Below are 432 nucleotides of genomic sequence, written 5' to 3'. Positions count from 1 at the left end.
AGCGACACGTAGGTAAGGTACGAAACCGTTGTGAACGGCCATTAACTGACCAGAAATGGTGTTGCTATCAGAGTTTTTATCTGTCTTACCGTTAGTTTCTGATTCTAAGTTAGCTGCGTAACCCAGTTTGAAACCAATTGGGCCATTCCAGTATTGTCCGATGATAGAGTATGAGCCTTGATCTACATCAGTTCCAGCAATACCACCTTCGTTATCTAGTGCTTCCATTTTATATGCACCAGCGATACCAAAGCCAGCAGGTAGAGATGCTTCAAAACCAACTAAATAGGTTTGGTTATCTTGGTTTTTAACACCATTAAAGTTAGAACCAGATTCTACCCCACCCATTAATGTTACTTTTTCAAAGCTGTATTTTGCGTTTGCACTTGCGAATGTTGAATGACGAGTAGCAACACCACCACCGTTCGCATT

At 41.4% G+C, this 432-nt stretch carries 1 pseudogene; it reads right to left on the bottom strand.

Features of this window, described 5'->3' with window-relative positions:
• Positions 1-432, bottom strand: a pseudogene (locus PVK62_RS17535) (porin); the annotation flags it as partial.

Origin of the sequence: Aliivibrio sp. S3MY1 (assembly GCF_028765575.1) — a bacterium.
Lineage (GTDB): Bacteria > Pseudomonadota > Gammaproteobacteria > Enterobacterales > Vibrionaceae > Aliivibrio.
This window is presented reverse-complemented; position numbering and strand designations above follow the sequence as displayed.